The organism is Rhodococcus sp. B10, from assembly GCF_011770055.1.
In the GTDB taxonomy this organism is placed as follows: domain Bacteria; phylum Actinomycetota; class Actinomycetes; order Mycobacteriales; family Mycobacteriaceae; genus Rhodococcoides; species Rhodococcoides kyotonensis_B.
The window spans coordinates 118,567-139,845 of sequence record NZ_JAAFYV010000003.1; the positions used below are offsets into that span (position 1 = coordinate 118,567).

General features: G+C 65.6%; 16 protein-coding genes. 7 read left to right on the forward strand and 9 right to left on the reverse strand.

The genetic code is table 11. From position 1 onward, the window contains the following. The first annotated feature begins 111 nt into the window (after positions 1–111). Positions 112–1,617, forward strand: coding sequence for an MFS transporter (locus RhoFasB10_RS03030; protein ID WP_167675099.1), 1,506 nt, complete (start codon positions 112–114; stop codon positions 1,615–1,617). Here the strand turns inward: RhoFasB10_RS03030 and treZ are convergent. The 5 genes from treZ to RhoFasB10_RS03055 form a co-directional block, all read right to left on the reverse strand. Then, positions 1,614–3,362, reverse strand: a complete 1,749-nt coding sequence (gene treZ / locus RhoFasB10_RS03035) for a malto-oligosyltrehalose trehalohydrolase (RefSeq protein WP_068420721.1) — start codon at positions 3,360–3,362, stop codon at positions 1,614–1,616. The two genes, RhoFasB10_RS03030 and treZ, sit on opposite strands and share 4 nt — an antisense overlap. Continuing rightward, positions 3,359–5,734 (reverse strand): malto-oligosyltrehalose synthase, encoded by a 2,376-nt coding sequence (treY, locus tag RhoFasB10_RS03040; RefSeq protein ID WP_068420723.1) that lies wholly within the window; start codon positions 5,732–5,734, stop codon positions 3,359–3,361. The genes treZ and treY overlap by 4 nt, the downstream gene beginning before the upstream one ends. Before the next feature lie 4 nt (positions 5,735–5,738). After that, positions 5,739–8,003, reverse strand: coding sequence for a glycogen debranching protein GlgX (gene glgX / locus RhoFasB10_RS03045; protein ID WP_167675020.1), 2,265 nt, complete (start codon positions 8,001–8,003; stop codon positions 5,739–5,741). Positions 8,004–8,036: 33 nt separating this feature from the next. Continuing rightward, entirely contained in the window at positions 8,037–10,142 is a 2,106-nt protein-coding gene (locus RhoFasB10_RS03050) for an acyltransferase family protein (RefSeq protein WP_167675022.1), read from the reverse strand. Between the two features lie 92 nt (positions 10,143–10,234). Further along, positions 10,235–10,699 carry a MarR family transcriptional regulator gene (locus RhoFasB10_RS03055; RefSeq protein WP_068420730.1) on the reverse strand — a complete coding sequence of 155 codons (465 nt, stop codon included), beginning with the start codon at positions 10,697–10,699 and terminating at the stop codon, positions 10,235–10,237. Positions 10,700–10,837: 138 nt separating this feature from the next. Here RhoFasB10_RS03055 and RhoFasB10_RS03060 point away from each other — a divergent pair, with 138 nt between their 5' ends. The 3 genes from RhoFasB10_RS03060 to RhoFasB10_RS03070 all read left to right on the forward strand — a co-directional run bounded on the left by RhoFasB10_RS03060 (position 10,838) and on the right by RhoFasB10_RS03070 (position 14,117). Further along, entirely contained in the window at positions 10,838–12,001 is a 1,164-nt protein-coding gene (locus RhoFasB10_RS03060; protein WP_167675024.1) for an MFS transporter, read from the forward strand. 67 nt (positions 12,002–12,068) lie between these two features. Then, complete coding sequence (locus RhoFasB10_RS03065) at positions 12,069–13,208, forward strand: DUF3089 domain-containing protein (RefSeq protein ID WP_167675026.1); 1,140 nt, start codon at positions 12,069–12,071, stop codon at positions 13,206–13,208. A gap of 135 nt (positions 13,209–13,343) precedes the next feature. Further along, positions 13,344–14,117: a 2-phosphosulfolactate phosphatase gene (locus RhoFasB10_RS03070; RefSeq protein WP_167675028.1), complete on the forward strand. Its 774-nt coding sequence runs from the start codon at positions 13,344–13,346 to the stop codon at positions 14,115–14,117. Positions 14,118–14,148: 31 nt separating this feature from the next. Here RhoFasB10_RS03070 and RhoFasB10_RS03075 read toward each other — a convergent pair whose 3' ends face one another. From RhoFasB10_RS03075 to msrB, 3 genes are all read right to left on the reverse strand, one after another. Further along, positions 14,149–15,744 (reverse strand): sodium:proton antiporter, encoded by a 1,596-nt coding sequence (locus tag RhoFasB10_RS03075; protein WP_346764344.1) that lies wholly within the window; start codon positions 15,742–15,744, stop codon positions 14,149–14,151. Positions 15,745–15,824: 80 nt separating this feature from the next. After that, on the reverse strand, positions 15,825–16,343 hold the full coding sequence (msrA, locus tag RhoFasB10_RS03080; RefSeq protein ID WP_068420736.1) for a peptide-methionine (S)-S-oxide reductase MsrA: 519 nt from the start codon (positions 16,341–16,343) through the stop codon (positions 15,825–15,827). After that, positions 16,340–16,822, reverse strand: coding sequence for a peptide-methionine (R)-S-oxide reductase MsrB (gene msrB / locus RhoFasB10_RS03085; RefSeq protein WP_068420738.1), 483 nt, complete (start codon positions 16,820–16,822; stop codon positions 16,340–16,342). The genes msrA and msrB overlap by 4 nt, the downstream gene beginning before the upstream one ends. A 126-nt stretch (positions 16,823–16,948) precedes the next feature. Here msrB and secA2 point away from each other — a divergent pair, with 126 nt between their 5' ends. After that, the gene (gene secA2 / locus RhoFasB10_RS03090; RefSeq protein ID WP_167675030.1) at positions 16,949–19,261 is read left to right on the forward strand and encodes an accessory Sec system translocase SecA2; all 2,313 of its coding nucleotides are present in this window, start codon (positions 16,949–16,951) and stop codon (positions 19,259–19,261) included. 84 nt (positions 19,262–19,345) lie between these two features. Here secA2 and RhoFasB10_RS03095 read toward each other — a convergent pair whose 3' ends face one another. Then, on the reverse strand, positions 19,346–19,933 hold the full coding sequence (locus tag RhoFasB10_RS03095; RefSeq protein ID WP_068420742.1) for a TetR/AcrR family transcriptional regulator C-terminal domain-containing protein: 588 nt from the start codon (positions 19,931–19,933) through the stop codon (positions 19,346–19,348). A gap of 110 nt (positions 19,934–20,043) precedes the next feature. Here RhoFasB10_RS03095 and bioB point away from each other — a divergent pair, with 110 nt between their 5' ends. Then, on the forward strand, positions 20,044–21,051 hold the full coding sequence (gene bioB, locus RhoFasB10_RS03100) for a biotin synthase BioB (RefSeq protein WP_167675032.1): 1,008 nt from the start codon (positions 20,044–20,046) through the stop codon (positions 21,049–21,051). Between the two features lie 10 nt (positions 21,052–21,061). After that, positions 21,062–21,277, forward strand: coding sequence for a hypothetical protein (locus RhoFasB10_RS26215; RefSeq protein WP_243636768.1), 216 nt, complete (start codon positions 21,062–21,064; stop codon positions 21,275–21,277). Positions 21,278–21,279 lie beyond the last annotated feature (2 nt).

A 21,279-nucleotide genomic window follows, 5' to 3' on the forward strand; every position in this document is an offset into this window, starting at 1 on the left:
AGCTGCTACGCTCGGTGACTGTACCGGCTGGACGGTCGAGTCGCCGGAGTCATCCAAGGAGAACAAGTGAGTGAGTTGCGCACGCACGACGTGCAATCCGACGTCACGACGATGGCGACGAAGAAGGACTGGATCGGGCTGATCGTGCTCGCGTTGGCGGTGCTGCTGATCGCGGTCGACGGCACCGTGCTGGACCTTGCATTGCCGTTCATCAGCGCCGACCTGGCGCCGACGAGTAATCAGCTGTTGTGGATCATCGACGTCTATTCGTTCGTGCTCGCCGGCCTCCTGATCACGATGGGCACGTTGGGTGACCGCATCGGGCGGCGAAAACTCCTGCTTCTCGGCGCTGCGGGGTTCGGTATCGCGTCCGTCGTTGCCGGACTGTCGACGAGCCCCGACATGCTCATCGCGGCCCGTGTCCTGCAGGGGTTGTCCGGTGCGACGCTGATGCCCGCGACGCTCGGCCTGATCAGAACGATGTTCGCCGACGCCCGGCAGCGCACCACGGCCATCGGCGTCTGGGGTGCGATGGCGGGCGGTGGGGCCGCGGCGGGCCCGCTCGTCGGCGGCTGGATACTCGAGCACTTCTGGTGGGGAGCGGTGTTCCTGATCAACATCCCCGTCATGGTCCTGCTGATCCTGTTGGGGCCGTTCGTGATTCCCGAGTCGAAGGATCCGAACCCGGGCAAGTTCGATCTCGTGAGCGCAGCTCTGTCGATGCTCGCACTGGTTCCGCTGGTGTATGCCGTCAAGGAAACGGCGACGCACGGAGTCAGTGTCGTGAACGTGCTCGCCGCGGTGGTCGGCGTCGCCGCGGGCGTCGTGTTCGTCCGACGTCAGCGCATGCTCGACGACCCGATGATCGATCTGCGGTTGTTCTCGAACCCCGCGTTCTCGACGGCTGTCTTCACGAACTTCCTGTCGGTGTTCGCGCTCGCGGGTGTGCTCTTCTTCGGTGCGCAGTACCTGCAGCTGGTGCTCGGGTACAGCCCACTGGAAGCAGGGTTGTCGATGTTGCCGGGTACGGCGTCGAGCATCGTGATGTCGTTGATGGCTGCGTACCTGGTCCGAATCTGGCGTCCGGGAACGGTGTTGGCAGGTGGCCTCGCTCTGTCGGCATTGGGCCCGGCACTTCTGTACGGCTCGGGGGTGAGCAGCGGTCCGGCGTTGTTCGTCGGTGGCTTCGTCCTCATCGGCCTCGGTGCCGGTGTCGCGCTGACGTTGACGTCGGACCTCGTCGTCGGCGCCGTCCCGCCGAAGAAGGCGGGCGCGGCGTCGGCAGTGTCCGAGACCGCCTACGAACTCGGCATCGCACTGGGTGTTGCGGTTCTCGGTACCGTCGTCATGTCGTTCTTCCGTCGTGGACTCGACGTGTCGGGACTGAACTCGGCGCAGGCCGCGACGGCGCAGGAGACGCTCGGCGGTGCCGTCGAGGTCTCCCGGAACCTGCCGGAGCAGGCCGCCGCCCTGTTGGCCGATTCTGCGCACACCGCGTTCGTGACGGGTATGCACGTGGCTTCGGTGGCGACGGCCGTGCTGTTGGCGCTGACGGCGATCGTCGTCGCGGTGCGTTTACGCACCCGTGCGCGCGTGGTTGGCCCAGGGGCCGACTAAGCGCGCACGCGCGGCGCAGCCGCCAAGATCGTGAACGAATGACCCGGAACTCGCGTCGCGGCACCGGTTTCGTCCGAAATCGGCGGCTCCCACGACAGCAGTGGGGTGCCGCCGACCGGGACGGTCACCGTGTCGGGGGACAGGTTGCAGACCACGCGGAGCGACCCGCGATGCAGGACGATCCATTGCTCGTCCTCGTCGTAGTCGACCGTCAGGTTCTGGAGCCAGGGATCGGTGAGGTCCGCGTACTGCTTACGGAGCGACAGCAATCCGCGGTACGTTTCGAGTAGGCGTTCGTGGTCGCCGTCGCCGAGTTCGGACCAGTCGAGCTTCGACCGCAGGAATGTCTGCGGGTCCTGCGGGTCGGGAATGTCGTCGGAATCCCAACCGTGCTCGGCGAATTCGGCCTTGCGACCTTCCGCCGTCGCCTTCCCCAACTCGGGTTCGGGATGCGAGGTGAAGAACTGGAACGGCGTCGACGCGCCCCACTCCTCGCCCATGAACAGCATCGGGGTGTACGGAGAGGCAAGCACCAGTGCAGCTTTCACCGCCAACTGCCCGGGCGTCAGGTAGAAGCCGGGGCGGTCGCCGGTCGCCCGGTTGCCGACCTGGTCGTGCGTCGTCGTGTACGTGACGAACGAGCTCGCCGGTATCCGTCGCGTGTCGACCGGCCTGCCGTGCCTGCGCCCTCGGAAACTCGAGTACGTTCCGGCGTGAAAGAAGCCCTGCCGCAACGTGTTCGCGAGACCCTTGAGCGAGCCGAAGTCGCCGTAGTATCCCTGCCGCTCGCCCGACACCGCAGCATGGATCGCGTGGTGCAGGTCGTCGTCCCATTGTGCGTCGAGACCGTAGCCGCCGCCCGAGCGAGGCGTGATCAGTGTCGGGTCGTTCAGGTCGCTCTCCGCGATGAGAGTGAGCGGGCGTCCGAGGTGCGCCGACAGGCGACGGGTCTCGATGGCCAGTTCCTCGAGCAGGTGCACCGCCGTGGTGTCCGCGATGGCGTGCACCGCATCCAGCCGTAGTCCGTCGATGTGGAACTCGGAGAACCAGCGCAGCGCGTTCTCGATCGCGTACCGCCGGACATTGCCGGACTCGGCGCCTGCGTAGTTGATGGTCTGGCCCCACGTGTTTGCGCCCTGGGACATGTACGGACCGAACCGCTCGAGATAATTTCCCGACGGCCCGAGGTGGTTGTAGACGACGTCGAGCACGACGCCCAGACCGCGGGCATGACACGCATCGACGAGTCGTTGCAACCCGTCGGGCCCGCCGTACGCCTCGTGGACGGTGTACCAGAGGACGCCGTCGTAGCCCCAGTTGTGGGTACCGTTGAATCCGTTGACGGGCATGATCTCGACGAACGTCACGCCGAGATCGACCAGGTGATCGAGCTTGTCGACGGCCGCGTCGAACGTGCCCTCGGGTGTGAACGTGCCGATGTGCAGTTCGTACACCACACCCCCCGGCAGCTGCCGACCGGTCCATGCCGAATCCGTCCACACCGAGGGGTCGACGCGGTGCAGTTGCGACAGCTCGTGCACCCCCTCGGGTTGGCGCGGCGAGCGTGGGTCGGGGATCACGGCGTCGTCGTCGTCGAGCACGAAGCCGTACCGGCTGCCCAGTGATGCGTCGGCGTCGACGAACCACCATCCGTCCTCACGCTTCTGCATCGAGTGCAGCTCACCGTCCAGGTGCAGGCGGACGGTGTCGGGTGTCGGTGCCCAAACCTCGAAGCGATGCGTCATCGGTCGGTGTCTCCTACGTTCTCGCGGACCAGGAGCGCCACGGGGAGCGCTGCGAACAGTTCGGTGGCGGATGCCTGCGCGGTGTACACCGTGTCGGTGAGGCGATCGCGCCACTGTCCCTGCGGGAGTACCACGGTGGTGTCTCCCCAACCCTCGTTCTGCAGGGTCGACGAGTGACGCGTTGCGAGTGCCATTACGTCCGGCTCACCCTGCTGCGGCCCGCGAGAGAATCCGACGACGTGTGCCGATGCCGATCCCGTCGCGTACACGGGCGCGTACGTTCCGCCGACGAAACTCGCGGGACGTTCCCGACGCAGACGCAGCGCTGCCCGTACGACGCGAAACTTCGATGCCGCATCGGTGGTTGCCGAGGGAGGGACGTCGTTGCCGGACAACAACTCTCGCCGAATCCGATAGTCCACGGGTCGCCGGTTGTCCGGATCGACCAGGGAGTCGTCCCACAGTTCGGTGCCCTGGTAGACGTCGGGAACGCCGGGTCCGACGAGCTGAAGAAGCTTCTGCCCCAGCGCGTCGCTGCGTCCGTGTACGTCGACTCGCGCGACGAGCATGGTCATCGAGTCGGCGACCGATCCCTGCATCACCGAGTCGAGCCATTCGTGCACCGACGACTCGAACGTCTCGTCGACGTCGTTCCATCCCGTGCGGAGGTTCGCTTCGCGCATCGCCTTCTCCGCGTACGCGTGAATTCGCTCGCGTAGTGAGTCGTCGATGGCGCCGTCGACCGGCCAGACGCCGAAGAGGTTCTGCCACAGGAAAAGTCCGGTCGCGCCGTCAGGACTGGGAACCATCTCTTCCCAGTCCGCGACGCAGCGTGCCCATAGTTCGGGAATCTGGGACAGGACGCCGATGCGTGCTCGGACGTCCTCGCCGCGCTTGGTGTCGTGCGTCGACAGGGTGGTCATCGCCGCAGGCCAGCGGTCCGCGCGATCGGCGTTCGCCAGATGGAACTGCGCGGGGGCGACACCGAAGATCGCCGGATCACCGCCGACTTCCTGCAACGAGATCAGCCGGGTGGCCCGGTAGAACAGGCAGTCCTCGACGCCCTTGGCTGTGACCGCGCCGCACACCTGCTCGAACCTGACCGCCGACTCACCGTTCGCCACCAGAGCCGTTGCGACAGCGTCGAGTCCGGCTTCGAGGTCGGGTCTGTTCTGCAACACCGTCCCGATGACGCGGGGGATCGTTCCCGCGAGGGGTGCGTAATCGGATCGGTAGTACGGCATGTGCGCCACCAGAGCGACGACGGCGTCCGTGACGGTCTCGGCGGAGATGTCGGCCTGTGATTCGCGCAGGATCGCGCGGGTGAGCCGGCGCACTTCGGGTGCCAGGTCGCCTTGCGCGACAGCCGCTTTGAGCTCTCGTTCCGTGGCATGTAGCCACTCCGGATCGCTCGCGCTGCCCGTACGTGACTGCGACAGCTCGCCCAGCGCCGCGGCGCCTGCCGGATCGACGAACACGCCGCCGACGTCGGCAAGCGCGTCGTAGCCGGTCGTGCCGTCGACGGGCAGTGACGTGTCGAGCGGCTCGCCCCGCGCCAGGATCTTCTCGATGACGAGCCAGCGATCCTCGCCCATCAGCTCACGCAGCTCGGTCAGGTAGCCCGCGGGATCCGCGAGACCATCCGGATGGTCGACGCGTAGGCCGTCGACGAGATCGTCCGTCATCCACGACGCGATCTCCTTGTGGGATTCGGTGAAGACGTCGTAGTCCTCCTGCCGGAGCCCGGCGAGGCCGTTGACGGAGAAGAAACGGCGGTACCCGACGAGTCCGGCCCGCCAACTGACCAGTCGATACGCCTGACGGTCGTGAATCGTGGTCGCGTTACCGTCGTCGGTCCCGTCGGCGATGGGGAATCGGTGGTCGTAGTAGGCGAGCAGTGGCGCATCACCGGTGCGGTCGATCGTCAGCTCGTCCACATCGGAGTCCGAGCCGAGGATCGGCAGCGCGATCTTGCCGTCCACCCCGTTGTCGTCGGCCCAGTCGATGTCGAAGAAGCCGGCGTACTGCGACGCGCGACCGTTCCGCAGTACGTCCCACCACCACGCATTCTGCCGCGGATCCTCGACTCCGACGTGGTTGGGCACGATGTCGATCACGACGCCCATTCCGCGCGAACGCAGTTCGGCCGTCAGCGCTTCCAGTGCCGCTCGCCCGCCGAGGTCGGGGGAGACGATCGTCGGATCGACGACGTCGTATCCGTGTGTCGAGCCCTTGGTCGCGGACAGGACGGGGGACAGGTAGGCATGGCTGACGCCGAGGTCGTCGAGATAGTCGACGATCCCTCGGGCATCTTCGAGCGTGAACCCGTCCCCGCGCAGCTGTAGTCGATACGTACTGGACGGGATCGTCATGGGGTCAGTCCGTCTTTCGTAGAACGAGGAGTGACCGGGCGGCCACCTCGACGTGTGTACCCGCTTCGATGACATTCTCACTCACGCCGTTCGGCACGGCCGTGTCGAGCGCGACGGTCCATTCCTTGGCGTAGGCGCCGTCCGGCGTCAGGAAGTCGAGTGCCTCGTGATGTGCGTTGAAGCACAACAGGAACGAGTCGTCGACGACGCGTTCGCCGCGCTGGTCCGGCTCGGGAATACCCTCACCGTTGAGGAAGACGGTGAGGCTCTTGCCGAAGCCGCTGTCCCAGTCCTCGGGCGTCATCTCTTCGCCCGACGGCGTCAGCCAGGCGATGTCGCGCGCTTGCTCGCCACTACGAATCGGCCTGCCCTCGAAGAAGCGTCGGCGACGGAAAACCGGATGGTCGTTGCGTAGCGCGATCGCGGTCTTGGTGAACTGCAACAGGTCCGCGTTGCTCTCGGCGAGAGACCAGTCCATCCACGCCAATTCGGAGTCCTGGCAGTAGACGTTGTTGTTGCCCTGCTGGGTGCGCCCGAATTCGTCGCCGTGCGCGAGCATCGGCGTTCCCTGACTCAGCAGCAGCGTCGCCATGATGTTGCGGATCTGCCGTCCGCGGAGTTCGAGAATCTCGGGGTCGTCGGTCGGGCCTTCGACGCCGCAGTTCCACGATCGGTTGTGGCTCTCGCCGTCGTTGTTGTCCTCTCCGTTGGCCTCGTTGTGCTTCTCGTTGTACGAGACCAGGTCGTGCAGGGTGAAGCCGTCGTGCGCGATGACGAAGTTGATGCTCGCGCCGGGACGACGCCCGGTTGCCTCGTACAGGTCGGACGACCCGGTGAAGCGAGAAGCGAACTCGCCCAACGTCGCCGGCTCACCGCGCCAGTAGTCGCGGACGGTGTCGCGATACTTGCCGTTCCATTCCGTCCAGAGTCCGGGGAAGTTGCCGACCTGATAGCCGCCCTCGCCGACATCCCACGGCTCGGCGATCAGTTTGACCTGGCTGACGATCGGGTCCTGCTGGACCAGATCGAAGAAGGCGCTCAGGCGATCGACGTCGTGGAGTTCGCGAGCAAGCGTCGACGCGAGGTCGAAGCGGAAGCCGTCGACGTGCATCTCGGTCACCCAGTACCGCAGCGAATCCATGATCAGCTGCAACGTGTGCGGATGGCGGGCATTGAGGCTGTTGCCGGTGCCGGTGTAATCCATGTAGTGAAACGGGTCGCCGTCGACCAGGCGGTAGTAGGCGGCGTTGTCGATGCCGCGGAAGCTGATGGTCGGGCCCATGTGGTTGCCCTCGGCGGTGTGGTTGTAGACCACGTCGAGGATGACTTCGATGCCGGCATCGTGAAATGCGCGCACCATGGCCTTGAATTCGCTGACGGCCGCGCCTGCGTTGGGGTTCGACGCGTAGTCCGCGTGCGGCGCAAGGAATCCGAATGTGTTGTAGCCCCAGTAGTTTCGCAGACCCTTGTCGAGCAACGTCTGATCCTGCATGAATTGGTGCACCGGCATGAGCTCGATCGCCGTGATCCCCAGATCGAGCAGGTGATCGATGATCGCGGGGTGCGCGAGACCGGCGTACGTGCCGCGGAGCGACTCGGGTACGTCCGGGTGCGCGATCGTCATACCCTTGACGTGTGCCTCGTAGATGACGGTCTCGTGGTACGGGCGTTTCGGCGCGCGGTCGTTCTGCCAGTCGAAGAACGGGTTGATGACGACGGTCGTCATCGTGTGGCCGAGCGAGTCGTGCTGCGGGAAGTCGTCGCGCGGCGTCTCGTCGTGCGCGACGGGGTCGATGTCGACGATCTCCCCGTCGGGATCGACGAGATCCTCGGCGTCCTCGAACGGCTTCTCGTCCGTGTCCGGTTCCGCCGGAATCTCGGGTGCCGGGGCGTCGAGACTGTAGGAGAACAGCGACCGGTCGCCGTCGAAGTCACCCTCGAACGCCTTGCCGTACGGGTCGAGCAGAAGCTTGCTCGGGTCGCAACGGTGTCCGTTCGCCGGATCCCACGGTCCGTGTACGCGGTACCCGTACTTCTGGCCCGGCACGACCGACGGGAGGTACGCGTGCCAGACGAATCCGTCGGATTCCTCGAAGCGGACGCGTGTCTCGGTTCCGTCGTCGGCGATGAGGCACAGGTCGACTGCTTCGGCCACTTCGGAGAACAACGCGAAGTTGGTCCCGGCACCGTCGTAGGTGGCTCCCAGCGGATAGGCGGACCCCGGCCAGATTTCGATCGCGGGTGATTCGGTGGCGGTGTCCTCAGGCATGGATCAACCCTACTGTGGCCGGGTCGCCCCGGCTCACCACCAACCCGTCGCCGACGCCATCTTCCGCCCGAGTTCCGCGGTCAGAGTCCGCATGTACGTCGCAGTGAGGTGATGTTCGTCGCGATAGATCAGCACGTTGCCCGCAATCACACGACAGATGTCGACGTCGCACAGCGCGTTCGACAGGTCGAGGGGGAACACCGTCGGGAATCGGAACGATGCGGCGAGCGCGGGATCGATCGGGGACAGCGCATTGTCGCGGGGCATGCCGCACGACGTCGCCGAACCGCCGTCGGCGAGGCAGTCGATCGCTCGATACTGGACGCCGCCGCGTTCGAGCCACGGGTTGTCGCGCATCGCGAGCACGGGAATGCCGCGCGCCGACAGCTCGGACCACACCTGCAGATACCAGTCCGGGGTGTAGTCGCCCGGCCCGTCCTCGCGGGGGCGTGTCGACGTCGTGAACACGTAATCGGGCGAACTCTCTCCGAGCCTGTCGACGACGGTCCGGCTCCAGTCGAGACAGTCCGGATATTCGGTGTCGCCCAGCATCGGCATCGTTCCGAGGGTCAGCGGACATCCCATCTTCAGGTACGTCACGATGCGGAATCCGTGTTCGCGTCCGAGTGCGTCGAGCGCGGTGATCCAGTGCTCGGCGTGCGAACTGCCCGCCAGGGCAATGGTGCGCGGCGCCGTCGTATCGCCGTACTCGCAACTGACGGCGTCCTTCGTCTCGAAGTCGGCGATGCAGCCCTCGATCGTCGTGATCGGCAGGTCTTCGGGAGCGGAGAAAAGGGACGGTGCGATGTCGGCGTCGTCGGCCTGGGCGCCGTCGGTGAGAACGAGCGCACCGGGATGCGTCGCCAGATCGTCGCCGTCGGCAGCCTGGAGCTTCGCGACCGTGCGATCGATGTAGAAATTCCAGCCGGTCGAGCCGACAACCACGACGGCAGCCAGGACCGCGGCGGTGGCGGTGATGGCGATTCGGGGAATGGACCTGGCCTTCGACTGCATCGGTTTCTCGACGAGCCGGACGGTGGCCATGGCCAGAAGCACCGACACGGCGATGATCGCGGCGCCGACGGGAATGCTCGCGGACGGCTCGCCGGTGACTGCGAGCCAGAAGATGAGGATGGGCCAGTGCCAGAGGTAGAGCGGGAACGCGATCGATCCGAGCCACAGGCCGACGCGGCTGCGCAGCACACGGGCGACGGGCGTCGACGGTCCCGCCACGATCAACGCAAGTGTCGCGAGAACGGGAAACAGTGCCCAGGGGCCGGGAAACTCACGGACGCCGTCGAGCACGAAACCGCACGCGACGATCGCGCTGATACCTGCCAGTGCGAGCACGGTCCGGCCGGTCCGCTTCGGCAGACCTTCCTCGTCCTCTGCCGTCGAGCCGCGGGCGGCGAACACCGCAGCCAATGCGGCTCCGGCCAGGATCTCCCAGAGACGAGCGCCGGTGTCGTAGTAGTTCCACGACTGCAGCCGCGTTGCGCCGTCCGCCGCGTACACGAAGGACAGAAGAGCGAATCCGGAGAACAGAACGAGGTAGACGCGGGGATCGGGGCTTGCGCGGTGAAAGCCCCGCGAGCGACGCAGGATCGCGGCGAGACCGAACACGACGACGATCGCGAGCAGATAGAACTGGAACTGCACGGCCACGGACCACAGGTGCTGCAGTGGGCTGACGTTCGGATCCGCTGCCAGGTAATCCTGCGACGTCCAGGCCAGTTCCCAGTTCGCGAAGAAGAAGACGCCCGACACGAGCTGATCCCCGATGTCCGCCCAGCGAGTGCGCGGAAACACGGTCACCGCCCCGACCGCGACTCCGGCAAGAACCAGCACGAGAGGTGGCCCGAGCCTGCGGAGGATTCGAGAGACACGGGTGAACGGGTTCAGGCTTCCGCCCGCCCGGGCGGTGCGGATCAGCGATGCCGTGAAGAAGAAACCGGTGAGCGTGAGGAAGACGTCGACACCGCCGGATACGCGACCCATCCAGACGTGGAACACGACCACGAGGGCGATTGCCACACCGCGGAGTCCGTTGAGGTCCTCGCGAACCGCAGCGTTCCCCTCGACCCGAGGCGCGGGCAGCTGAGGATCGGTGACGCCGACGGGGTGGCTATGGGCATGCATATGAGGGTGAAAACTCCGGCAGTCGGCGTGTATCCAGTACGGCGTTCAGTGGCTCGGGGACACGATACTGGTCCGTAGCCCTACGTGAACAATCAAGCAACGGGAGCTGACGTCGCGGCGGGAAGTGCGTGTATGGCGTCGACCAGCGGTGCGAGTTCGGGGACCTGGTGTGCCGAGGCGAGAGCGCTTTCGAGGACGTCGTCGTGCGTGGGGCGAGCTCGGTTCAACAACTGCCTGCCCTCCTCGGTCAGTTCCGTGTAGATGCCGCGTCGGTCGTCCTTGCAGAGAATGCGCGTGAGAATCCCGCGATCTTCGAGGCGGTTCACGAGACGAGTAGTCGCGCTGCTGCTGAGTGCCGACGCTCGGGCCAGCTGCTGCATGCGCATGTGCCATCCGTCCTGACGGCTCAATGCGTCGAGCACCGTGTACTCGACGACCGACAGCGAGTGCTCGGACTGCAGGGTCCGCTCCAGCTCGTTCTCGATGTGTGCGTGAAGGGCGGCGAGTGTCCGCCAGCCCTGTGCGCGAACGAGCGACGAGTCGTCTGCGATTCCCATGTCTGCTCCTGGTGCCGGTGAACGGGCCCGAGTTTAGCAGCTTGCGCGTTTATCGCGCGCGTGCAACTATTTACGACGCGTGTGCAACTACATGCACACGCTCTATATCTACTCACGCATCGATCGAGGGGTCTTTTCATGCCACTAGGGCTACTTGCTCTCGCCGTCGGAGGGTTCGGCATCGGGCTCACCGAGTTCGTCATCATGGGACTGCTGCCCGACGTCGCCGCGGACTTCGGCGTCACCGAGCCCGTCGCGGGCTGGCTGATCACCGGCTACGCACTGAGCGTCGTCGTCGGAGCGCTCGTGGTCACCGCACTCGTCAGCCGGTTTCCGCGCAAGAGCGTGCTGGTCGGACTGATGGGCCTGTTCATCGCAGGTAATTTCCTGTCGGCTCTCGCGCCGACGTACGAGGTGATGATGGGGGGACGCGTCGTCGCGGCGCTGTGTCACGGTGCGTTCTTCGGCATCGGCTCGGTCGTTGCCGCAGGCATGGTTGCACCGAGCAAGCAGGCGGGCGCCATCGCGATGATGTTCGCCGGGCTCACCGCTGCCAACGTGTTGGGCGTGCCCTTCGGCACGTTTCTCGGCCAGACGTACGGCTGGCGGTCGACGTTCTGGGCCATCACGGTCATCGGGGTCGTCGCGCTCGTCGGCATTCTCGCTCTCGTCCCGGCGCAGCAGGGATCGCAGGCCGACGCGAATCTGCGTCACGAGCTGCGCGCGTTCCGCGAGGTCCAGGTCTGGCTGTCCATCGCGCTGACGGTCCTGGGGTACGGCGGCATGTTCGGAGCGTTCACGTACATCGCGTTCACGCTCACCGATGTCGCAGGGTTCGCGACGACGTCGGTGCCGTGGCTGCTCCTCCTGTTCGGCGTCGGTTTGTTCGTCGGAAACTACGTGGGCGGCAAGGCAGCCGACCGCAGTCTCACCGGCACGCTGCTCGTCGTCCTCGCCGTGTTGACGGTCGTGCTCGTGTTCTTCGCGTCGACCGCGGAGAGCCAGATCGCCACCGTCGTGTCACTGTTCCTGATGGGTGCGTTCGGTTTCGCGACGGTTCCCGCTCTGCAGATGCGGGTGATGTCGTTCGCGTCGGAGGCACCGACGATGGCGTCGGGAGCCAACATCGCGGCGTTCAACCTGGGCAATGCTCTGGGTGCGTGGATCGGTGGCGTCACGATCACCGCAGGTCTCGGTTACACGTCACCCATCTGGGCGGGCGCGGTGATCACCGCCGCTGCTGTCGGCGTTCTGGTCGTCGCGACTGCGCTGCAACGGAATCGGGAGCTGGTGGCGGCGTAAGTGCTCGAACCGGAGCTGCCCAGCGCCCAGGTTGCTACAGTGACGCCCTGACTCGGGGAGGGGTTCGATGGGGATCGTTCGGTCGTTGGGAATCGTCGTTGCAGCCACGGCTGCGATAGCGGCTGTGACGACCGGCAGTGCGTCCGCAGACGAGTCGCCGACGGTGTGGCTCTGCAAGCCCGGTTCGGTTCCGAATCCGTGTGGCGGCAGCCAGGAGACGTACGTCGCCGCGTCGAAGTCGGTCGAGGCCGGCCCCGCCCCGTCCGATCCGCCCATCGATTGCTTCTACGTCTATCCGACGGTGTCGCTCGACCCCGCCCTCAACGCGGACCGGTCCGTCGGTGTGGAGGAGCGATTCATCGCGCAGCAGCAGGTCGAACGGTTCTCTCCGCACTGCCGGGTCTTCGCACCGGTCTATCGCCAGAGCACACTACTGGGGCTCGCGACGTCGGCGGGCGATGCGCGAGCTGCCGCTCTGTCGGAGGCGTACGGGGACATCGAGCGTGCTTGGGACGAATACTCGACGCGGTACAACGACGGTCGGGGCGTCGTGTTGATCGGCCATTCTCAGGGGACCTACATGCTTCGGGCGCTGATTCGTCAGCACGTCGACCACGACGACGACGCGCGTTCCCGGATCGTCTCGGCGCTGCTCATCGGCGGCAACGTGCTGGTCGAGCGGGGAAGCAATGTCGGCGGAGATTTCGAGAATCTGCCGGGGTGCACGTCTGCGGACCACATCGGTTGCGTCGTGGCGTATTCCGCGTTCGACGACGTGCCGCCGGCCGACGCCCGGTTCGGGCGTTCGCCGTCCGCCGACAACTACGGTTCCGCTCTCGACCTCCCGTACGGTCCGGACTACGAGGTGTTGTGCACCAATCCTGCGTCGCTGCAGGACAATTCACGAGCTCCGCTACAGACGGTGTTACGGTCTGCAGCGGTCGTTCCCGGTGCTCCCGCGGTCGTCGTGAACGCGAACGCTCTCGTGGCGCCCGCACCGTTCGTGATTCCGGCACAGAACTACACGGCGCGGTGTGAATCCGACGGGGATGCGCGGGTCCTCCGCATCGAGGGTGGCGACTCCGCGGAGCTGAGGGCTTTGCCGACCGCGGGCTGGGGACTGCATCTTCAGGACGTCAACCTGGCGCTCGGCGATCTCACCGACCTCGTCGAAGGGCAGACCTCGACGTATCTGGCGCAGCGGTAGGCGGGGTGGGCGTGTTGTCCCTGTTGTGCGCGGCTGAGCCGGGAATCCGGATGGATGGGGGACAAGTGGGACATCAGTCTCAGCATCCCGAATTCAGCCGCGGTGCAACAGCATTGATCGTGCAACACTGAGGCGATGCATACCGCACATCGACAGCGCTCGTATTCCGTCCGCTTCGACTGGGGATCCACCGGAGCTTCTGCGATCGGGGCCGATGCCGACGTGGCGGTCGTCGTGGATGTGTTGTCCTTCACCACGACACTCTCTGTTGCCGTCGACCGGGGCGTTGAGGTGTTCCCATACCGTTGGCGAGACGACGGAGCCGCGCGATTCGCCGCGGACCGTGGCACCGTCCTTGCTGTCGGTCGACGCGAAGCGCGGGCATCCGATATAAGCCTTTCGCCAGGCACGGTCCGGTCCGCGCAGGGGCTGGCGAGATTGGTGCTCCCATCGCCGAACGGATCGTCGATTGCGCATTCGTTGTCCGCCTCGTCCGGCGTGTGTATCGGCGCCTCCCTACGCAACGCGTCGTCGGTCGCCGAATGCATCTCTGCGAACTACCGCGATGGATCGGTCGTGTCCGTCATCGCAGCGGGGGAGCGCTGGCCCGATGGATCCCTGCGACCCTCGGTCGAAGATCTGTGGGGAGCAGGTGCGGTACTCGCCGAGTTGGTCGACCGCAGGCCGAGTCTCGAGGTGTCACCTGAGGCCGAAGTCGCTGCAGCGACGTGGAACTCGATTTCGGGCACGGTCGAGGCAAAGCTGCAGAGCTGTGCGTCGGGGCGCGAACTCGTTCTCGACGGGTATCCGTCGGATGTCGCCATCGCGGCCGAGGTGAATCGAAGCCGCTCTGTGCCGATCCTGCGCGACGACCGGTTCGTGAACCACAGGCGCGTAATGAATCACTGACGTTCCCGCGGCATACCCCGTCGACCCGTCGTCACCCTTCCGGATGCCTTCTGAGCTCCAATCCGATCTGCTCGGCATCCAACACGTTGAGCGCCTTTTCCAACGATTCCGCGTCGAACAAGCCGTCGTCGCGGGCGTCGAGCAGGGCAGTCCGCTGCGCGGAGATCTGCTCCCACCTGCTCTGCCCGTCCAACGGTGCTGCCGCCTCGGCCAGCAGGCGTCGAATTCCCTCGCGTTGCGCGTCGTCCTCCTCCGTCTCCTCGGCGCCCGTCGGCGTCACCCAACCCACGACGCGTTTCAGTGTGCCGCCCTGCAGGAGAAGTGAACCGACGGCGACGAGGAATGCGACGAGAACGAGCAGCGATCGCGCAGGCGTGTCCTCGGGAAGAGTCTGCGCGGCAGCCAACGTGACGGCACCACGCATCCCGGCCCACACGACGACGGTGCCGTCGCGCCAATCCAGAGGCGCGGCGAGGAAGTAGTCGATGTCGGCGAGTCCGCGGCGTATCCGAGTGCGGAAGCGAGCGATCTGACTTTCCGACGCCTGACGACGTCCGCGAAACAGGTAGGTCTCACCGTCTCCGTCGAGGCGGCCTGCGGCGTCGTACAGCTTGGGCTTCAAGCGTTCGAAACGAGCTGCACGTCGGCGAAGCAGGCGAATCAGCGGTGCGACGAACGCGGCGCGCACGAGGATGGTGACGATTAAGGCACCTGCGGCCACGAGTGCCGCTGTTCCGATGCCGCGGTGGTCGTCGTTGACGTCGGCGACGATCGTGGACAGTTCGAGTCCCATCGTCAGGAACACGGCGCCTTCCAGCACCAATTCGACTGCCCGCCAGTTCTGGGTGTCCGACAGCCGGTGTCGCGGCGACAGCGATCGAGGCGCGCCGTGGCCGGTGACGAGACCGGCGACGACGGCTGCGACGAGCCCGGACGCGCCCAGTTCCTCGGCAGGAACGGCCGCGAGGAAGGGAACGGTGAAGGAGATGACGGTGTTGACCGTCGAATCGGTGACTTTCGAACGAATCTTCAGATTGAGATGCCCGACGACGAGCCCGATGACGGCTGCAACGGCGACGGCGAACACGAAGTCGCCGATGACTCCCAGCAGCGACACCGACGCGGCGGCACCGGCGATCGCGGTGCGCAGCAGCACGAGTGCGGTGGCGTCGTTCAACAGACCCTCGCCCTCGAGTATCGACACGACCCGTTTGGAGACCGGTAGGCCGCGAACTATGGACGTCGCGACGGCGTCGGTCGGACTCACGATTGCTCCCAGCGCGATACCCCACCAGATGTTCAGATCCGGGATGACCCAGCTGAAGAACGAGCCGAGCACGATGGCGCTGATGACGACGAGCAGCACCGACAAGCCACCGATCGCACCGAACTCGCGTCTGAAATCCATCGTCGGCATCGACACCGACGCCGAATAGAGCAGCGGCGGAAGCACTCCTGCGAGAATCCACTCGGGGTCGATCTCCACGTCGGGCACGAAGGGCATCAAGCTGATGCCGATGCCGAGGAGTACCAGGAGCAGGGGAGCGGCGACGCCGATTCGCTCGCCGAGCATCGATGCCGCGGCGATCGCGAGCAGGCCTGCGACCATCACGATCAAAATGTCCACACCCGGATCCTTTCAGGAGAACAAGTCCAGATACGACGAAGGGCCCCGAGCGTGCGCTCGGGGCCCTTCGGTGGTGTGAATCAGTTGGATGCGGCCTCACGACGCGGCAGCTTCCAGCCGGGTCGCACGAAATGGCACGTGTACCCGGTGGGGTAGTTCTGCAGGTAGTCCTGGTGTTCCGGTTCGGCCTCCCAGAACGGGCCCGCAGCGGTGACCTCGGTGACGACCTTGCCCGGCCACAGGCCCGACGCGTCGACGTCGGCGATCGTGTCGAGAGCCACCTGCTTCTGCTCGTCGCTGGTGTAGAAGATCGCGGAGCGGTAGCTCATGCCGACGTCGTTGCCCTGACGGTTCTTCGTCGACGGATCGTGGATCTGGAAGAAGAACTCGAGCAGGTCACGGAACGAGATGACCGACGGGTCGAACACGATCTCGACCGCTTCGGCGTGTGTGCCGTGGTTGCGGTAGGTGGCGTTCGGAACGTCGCCGCCCGAGTATCCGACGCGAGTCGACACGACCCCGGGCTGGTGCCTGATCAATTCCTGGGCTCCCCAGAAGCATCCTCCGGCGAGGATGGCGGTTTCGGTCGTTGCAGTCACTTCTGCGCTCCTTCGTCTGGCTGTGCATCGTCAGTTGTCTCGAACTGCGCGCGGTATTCACCGTAGCCCTCGGCCTTCAACCGATCCACCGGCACGAACCGCAGGGCCGCCGAGTTCATGCAGTAGCGAAGTCCGCCCTCGTCCTTCGGCCCGTCCGTGAACACGTGGCCCAGGTGCGAATCGCCTGTTGCGGATCGGACCTCGGTACGCATCATCAGGTGGCTGTAGTCTCGCTTCTCCACGACGCTCCGCGCGTCGAGTGGTCGGGTGAAACTCGGCCAGCCGGAGTGGGTGTCGTATTTGTCGGCCGACGAGAACAGCGGCTCACCGGTGACGACGTCGACGTACAAGCCGGGTTCGTGGTTGTCCCAGTATTCGTTGTCGAAGGCTCGCTCGGTGCCGTTCTGCTGCGTGACGCGGTACTGCTCCGGCGTCAGCCGTTCGATGGCGCTCGAATCCTTCGCGTAGGTGCGCGACATGTGCCGTCCTTCCTGCTGGGTGGGGCATCGAAGTCCCATCGAGGTAAACGTCGCGCAGGCGTCGATATTCCCAGTTCGCGACGCCGGAGGGGCATCGGGATTCGACGCGCTGCGTAGGCTGACCGAATGGCATTGGTTTCGGATCGACTGTGGCGGGCTCTCGGACGTTCGGCACAGAAGAACCAGTCGCGTTCTCGGAGCACCGTCGATCAGGCGTCCGACCTCGCGTCCTGGGCGACGGACCTGACCGACGCCGAGATCGCCGACACGGCCACGAGTCTGCGCGTCGCCGATGCGGGCAAGTTGGACGTACCTCGCTACTTGGCCCTCGTTCGCGAAGCCGCCGACCGATCCATCGACATGCGACCGTTCGACGTCCAGTTGCTCGGGGCAGTCCGCATGCTGGAGGGCGACGTCGTCGAGATGGCCACCGGTGAGGGCAAGACCCTCGCCGGAGCCGTGGCCGCCGTCGGGTACGTGCTGTCCGGTCGTCACGTCCATGTGATCTCGATCAACGACTTCCTCGCGCAGCGCGACGCAACGTGGATGGGCCCGCTGTTCGAAATCCTCGGCATCAGCGTCGGGTGGATCGCCGAATCGTCGACGCCCGAGCATCGACGCAACGCCTACGGGTGCGACGTCACCTACGCGTCGGTCAACGAGATCGGATTCGACGTCTTGCGTGACCATCTCGTCGACGACGTCGCACAGCTGGTGACGCCGACGCCCGACGTCGCGCTGATCGACGAGGCCGACTCCGTTCTCGTCGACGAGGCACTCGTGCCTCTGGTGCTGGCCGGTTCGGTGTCGACCGATGTGCCTGCCGAGAAGGTGTTCGACGCAATTCGGTTGCTGGACGAGGGAATCGACTACGACACCGACGCCGATGGGCGCAACGTGTTCCTCACCGACGTCGGTGCGACGCGCGTCGAGAAAGAACTCGGCGGCATCGACCTGTACTCCGAGGACCACGTCGGGACGACGCTCGTCGCAGTGAACGTGGCCCTGCACGCGCAGGTTCTGGTCAAGCGCGACGTGCACTACATCGTGCGCGACGGACGCGTCCAGTTGATCAACGCCTCCCGCGGCCGCGTCGCCGAATTGCAACGGTGGCCGGACGGTTTGCAGGCTGCCGTCGAGACGAAGGAACGACTGACGCAGACCGAGACCGGAGAAATTCTGGACACCATCACCGTGCAGGCACTGATCGGCCGATACGCGACGGTGTGCGGCATGACCGGCACGGCATTGGCAGCGGGCGAACAACTTCGGACGTTCTACGGCCTCGGCGTGTCGGTCATTCCGTCGAATCAACCGAACGTTCGCGTCGACGAACCGGATCGCGTCTACGACACGGTCGCCAACAAGAATGCGGCCGTGGTCGAATTCGTGAAGGAAGTACACGCGACGGGCCAGCCCGTTCTGATCGGCACCCATGACGTCGCCGAATCGGAATCTCTGGCATCACTTCTCGACGACGCGGGCGTGTCTGCCGTCGTGCTCAACGCCAAGAACGACGCCGAGGAGGCGACGGTCATCGCGAAGGCGGGTGTCCGCGGCGCAGTCACGGTGTCGACGCAGATCGCCGGACGCGGCACGGACATCAAGCTCGGCGGTCCCGAGGGCGTCGAGGACGCATCGGTGAAGGCTGCAGTCGTCGAACTGGGCGGGCTGCTCGTCGTGGGAACGGGTCGGCACACGACAGAACGTCTCGACGATCAGCTCCGCGGACGTGCAGGCAGACAGGGTGATCCCGGCCGATCGGTGTTCTTCTCGAGCTGGGAGGACGACGTCGTCACGGCGAACCTCGGCCCGAAGGAACAGCCCAAGCAACACGACGAGACCGGCTTGATCACTGCGGGACGTGTCGCCGACAAGATCGATCACGCGCAACGCATCGCCGAGGGCGCCATGCTCGACGTGCACTCGCGCACATGGAAGTACAACGAACTGACCGCGCAGCACCGAGAAATTCTCGACAGCAGGCGTGCGTCGTTGCTGACCACCGACGAGGCGCTGGAACTGCTCGCGTCGGCTGCTCCCGACCGGGCGGCAGAGCTTCGTCGGACGCTGGACGAGGACGTTCTCGTCGTTGCCGCCCGTCGAATCGTGTTGTACCACTTGGATCGTGCGTGGTCCGATTACCTCGCGCACCTCGCCGACGTCCGGGAGAGTATTCACCTCCGTGCGTTGGGTCGCGAGAATCCGTTGGACGAGTATCACCGCATCGCGGTCGACGCGTTCAAGACCGTCTCGTCGAAGGCGATCGAGCAAGCGGTCTCGACGTTCGAGAACGCCGAGATCACCTCGGAGGGAATCGATCTCGATACCGAAGGTCTGCACCGTCCGACGTCGACGTGGACCTACATGGTGCACGACAACCCGTTCGCGGGCACTGCGGCGAACCGTTCCGGCCTCGGTGTGATCTTCGGCGGCTAGTCACGCCTGACCGCGCAGGTTGCAGTGAGTGCGCGCGTTGCAACGTGCGCATTCGCTGAAAAGTGCGCGATGAACCAGCGAAATCTAGACCCGCTCGTCCGCCCCGAGTGCATGCCGCACGCCGTCGACGAACAAGCCGAGTCCGAACTCGAATTTGCTTGTCGGATCCGGACTTTCGAAGAGGGGCGACGCGTCGTCGGCAAGTGCGCCGACCGAATCCATCTGCATGCGCGACTGTTCGTCGACCGTCTGCCCGAGGATGTAGTACAGCAGTGTGTCCGCCGTCAGTTCGGCGTGGCCGCGGGCCATTCCGGCCCGAATGCACACGGCCGCAATGCGTTCGCGCACTCGGTTGGTAGTCAGCCGCGACGCGTAGGTCGCGGCGACGAGCTCGGCGCCGTCACGGTGCGACAGCAATGCGTTGCGTAGGCGGTGGGCGAGTTCCAGTAGTTGCTCGTCCCACTGTGCGGCCTCGACCGGGGTGTCGACGCCTGCCAGCAGATGATCGGCGATGGCGCCCAGCAACGTCTGCTTGTCCTTGAAGTGCCAGTAGAGCGCGCCGGGCTGCACGTGCAACGACGTCGCAAGCCGGCGCATCGTCAGGTCGCCCAGGCCGTACTCGTCGAGGATCGCGATCGCGCCGTCGAGAACGTCCGCTCTGCGCAGTTGCACTCCCTGACTCCTGTCCGTGTGTCGGCCTTTGACATTAACCGACGCCCAGCATAGCTTGAACGGCGTTCAACTTGAACAGTGTTCAAGAGCGCCTAGACGAGGAGCAGCCCATGACTCAGGTATCGACCGACGTTCTCGAAACCGCGCGGATGCAGGTGCTGCGCGACGGGGTCGGCCTGACCGAGGCGCAGGTGCTCGAGGTACTGAACCTGCCCGACGAACGCCTGGACGAGCTGCTGGCGCTGGCGCACGAGGTGCGCATGGCGTGGTGCGGTCCCGAGATCGAGGTCGAGGGCATCGTCAGTCTGAAGACGGGCGGGTGCCCCGAGGACTGCCATTTCTGCTCGCAGTCGGGGCTGTTCGAATCTCCGGTTCGGGCTGCGCGGCTCGATATTCCGAGCCTCGTCGAGGCGGCCAAGCAGACGGCGAAGACGGGCGCCACGGAGTTCTGTATCGTCGCCGCGGTTCGCGGTCCGGACGAGCGTCTGCTCGCGCAGGTCGCCGCGGGCATCGAGGCGATTCGCAACGAGGTCGAGATCGACATCGCGTGCTCGCTCGGCATGCTGACCCAGGAGCAGGTCGACCGCCTGGTCGAGATGGGGGTCCACCGGTACAACCACAATCTGGAGACCTCGCGTTCCTACTTCCCGAACGTCGTGACGACCCATACCTGGGAAGAGCGGATGGGCACGCTGCGGATGGTGCGCGACGCGGGCATGGAGGTGTGCTGCGGCGGAATCCTCGGTATGGGGGAGTCGCTCGAGCAGCGCGCCGAGTTCGCGGCGGACCTGGCCTCGCTCGAACCGAACGAAGTGCCACTGAACTTCCTCAACCCACGTCCCGGCACACCGTTCGGCGAGCTCGAGGTTCTGCCGGCATCGGAGGCGTTGCGCGCGGTCGCAGCGTTTCGCCTTGCTCTGCCGCGCACCATTCTGCGATTCGCAGGCGGCCGCGAGATCACGCTCGGAGACCTCGGTGCGCAGCAGGGAATCCTCGGTGGCATCAACGCCGTCATCGTCGGCAACTACCTGACGACGCTCGGTCGACCCGCAGAACAGGACCTCGACCTTCTGGATTCCCTGCGGATGCCGATCAAAGCGCTGAATTCGACCATCTAAAGTGGGTTCGGTGACCAGCGAGCTTCGCTACAACCCCTTCACCGGTCAGCCCGTCGTACCCGGCGTCATCGACTCGATGCCCGCCGCGGCCCGTCTCGGCCTCGAACCTGCTCGATTCTGTCGCGACTGCGGCCGCCGCATGGTCGTGCAGATCGTGCCCGACGGCTGGTCGTCCACGTGCTCGCGGCACGGCGTCGTCGACTCGACGTCGCTCGAGCGGAGGTAGAC

Coding starts and splice junctions, on each gene's coding strand:
- RhoFasB10_RS03030 (WP_167675099.1), top strand. CDS start 112: ATGGCGACGAAGAAGGACTGGATCGGGCTGATCGTGCTCGCGTTGGCG.
- treZ (WP_068420721.1), bottom strand. CDS start 3,362: ATGACGCATCGCTTCGAGGTTTGGGCACCGACACCCGACACCGTCCGC.
- treY (WP_068420723.1), bottom strand. CDS start 5,734: ATGACGATCCCGTCCAGTACGTATCGACTACAGCTGCGCGGGGACGGG.
- glgX (WP_167675020.1), bottom strand. CDS start 8,003: ATGCCTGAGGACACCGCCACCGAATCACCCGCGATCGAAATCTGGCCG.
- RhoFasB10_RS03050 (WP_167675022.1), bottom strand. CDS start 10,142: ATGCATGCCCATAGCCACCCCGTCGGCGTCACCGATCCTCAGCTGCCC.
- RhoFasB10_RS03055 (WP_068420730.1), bottom strand. CDS start 10,699: ATGGGAATCGCAGACGACTCGTCGCTCGTTCGCGCACAGGGCTGGCGG.
- RhoFasB10_RS03060 (WP_167675024.1), top strand. CDS start 10,838: ATGCCACTAGGGCTACTTGCTCTCGCCGTCGGAGGGTTCGGCATCGGG.
- RhoFasB10_RS03065 (WP_167675026.1), top strand. CDS start 12,069: ATGGGGATCGTTCGGTCGTTGGGAATCGTCGTTGCAGCCACGGCTGCG.
- RhoFasB10_RS03070 (WP_167675028.1), top strand. CDS start 13,344: ATGCATACCGCACATCGACAGCGCTCGTATTCCGTCCGCTTCGACTGG.
- msrB (WP_068420738.1), bottom strand. CDS start 16,822: ATGTCGCGCACCTACGCGAAGGATTCGAGCGCCATCGAACGGCTGACG.
- secA2 (WP_167675030.1), top strand. CDS start 16,949: ATGGCATTGGTTTCGGATCGACTGTGGCGGGCTCTCGGACGTTCGGCA.
- bioB (WP_167675032.1), top strand. CDS start 20,044: ATGACTCAGGTATCGACCGACGTTCTCGAAACCGCGCGGATGCAGGTG.